Annotated in this window: 1 protein-coding gene; it reads right to left on the minus strand. The window is 63.8% G+C overall.

From position 1 onward, the window contains the following. Positions 1-8: 8 nt before the first annotated feature. Positions 9-1,349 carry an IS4 family transposase gene (locus BLW02_RS19405; protein ID WP_092701775.1) on the minus strand — a complete coding sequence of 447 codons (1,341 nt, stop codon included), beginning with the start codon at positions 1,347-1,349 and terminating at the stop codon, positions 9-11. Positions 1,350-1,469 lie beyond the last annotated feature (120 nt).

Here is a 1,469-nt window from a genome sequence, read left to right on the forward strand (position 1 = left end):
CACCCCTTTCAAGGTGTAGTCGTCCCCTTGAGCACCCGGTCAGTGGAGACATGAGATCGAGCGGTCTTGCCGTCCACATAGCCTTTGCCGTTCTCGATCTTCGGCCCGCGCTTGCTCGTGGCAACCTGTTTGGGCGCGATGCGGCGAGCCAGACGCAACAGCCTGTCGAGCAAGACATTGGGATCATCGTCTTCACTGACGCGGGGCCAGTGCTCTGGCGGCAACGCAATGGTCAACCCCTCGTAGCCGCTCTTGATGTGCTGCGCAAGGTGGTAAGTGGAAACTTCCAACGTGGGGTTGCTTGCGCGGTGTGCCTGCTCCACCACGCGCTGCAGCAGCGCCAGAACGTTGTAGGCCAGCACCGCCACTGCGAAGCCCAGCAGGGCCGCTCTCGGGTGGCCAAGGCTCTTGATCTCGCTGTGCAACACTGACTCCAGCCTTTGAAACATGCCCTCTATGCGCCAGCGCTTGCGGTACAGCCTGGCGATCGTGGCTGCATCGATGCTCGCGGGCAGATTGCTCCACAGGCCAATCGTGTCGTCGCCCGATTCGGTGGGCTCATCCAACGCGATCTCGATGCGCCGCCAGCTCGTGCCGCCTTGCTCCGCCAGGTCATCGCCATCGAGCTCAAGCGCCATGTCGATGCGCTGCTCGCGTACCCGGCCGGTGTCGATGCGCACGTACCGACTCCAGCGCCCCACCCCTGCCAGCCTCGGATGGCGCGAATGCTCGCGCACAATGAACCCCGCACCGGCCTGCTCCAGGCGTTGCAAGATGGCGTGGGTGCAGAAGTGCCGATCTCCCATCCATACCTGCTTGGGCTGTGCCTGCTCCAACAGTGGCATCACGACAGCTCGCTCGCTCTCGTAGGCGTCCTCGCACGAGGCGATGTCGCACACCAGAGCGCTGTCCGGGTCGTAGACCACCAGCGTATGGCCCGGCAGCGCCGCGCCACGCAACCCACGCAGCGCGCCCAGCCGTTTCTCGCTGGCCGGCAGGTGGTTGCCATCGAACACGCGCAATTGCCAACCCGGCAAGCTGGACTGAGCGCTCAGCGCGCCTGCCACCGGCGCCAGTCGCTGGGCGCTGCCTTGCACCAGCGCGCGCAGGATCTCCGGCTCCGTTCGATTGACCTTGTCGTACAGGGCGGCAAGCGACACCGGAAGCTGCTCATCCATCTGGCGCGCCGCTGCGTGCAGCGATGGCCGCAGCCCCAAGCTCACCAACGTCATGAGTTCCACCACGGTGGAGAACAGCAACTCGCGCGGGTACTGGCGCTGGCGGTGTTCGTCAAACACCTCGTCGATCCAATCTGCAGGAAGTGCCCGCTCCAGTGCCAAGCGCGCCATCACGCTTGCCGGCGCGTGACGTTCGAATCTTTCAACAACAGCCTGCCAGATTTTTTGCTCCCGATTTCAATAGTAATCAGCAGCTTAGCGCGGTCTGCTCTGAAGACCTTGAAAGGGGTG

The organism is Acidovorax soli (assembly GCF_900107605.1).
Lineage (GTDB): Bacteria > Pseudomonadota > Gammaproteobacteria > Burkholderiales > Burkholderiaceae_C > Acidovorax > Acidovorax soli.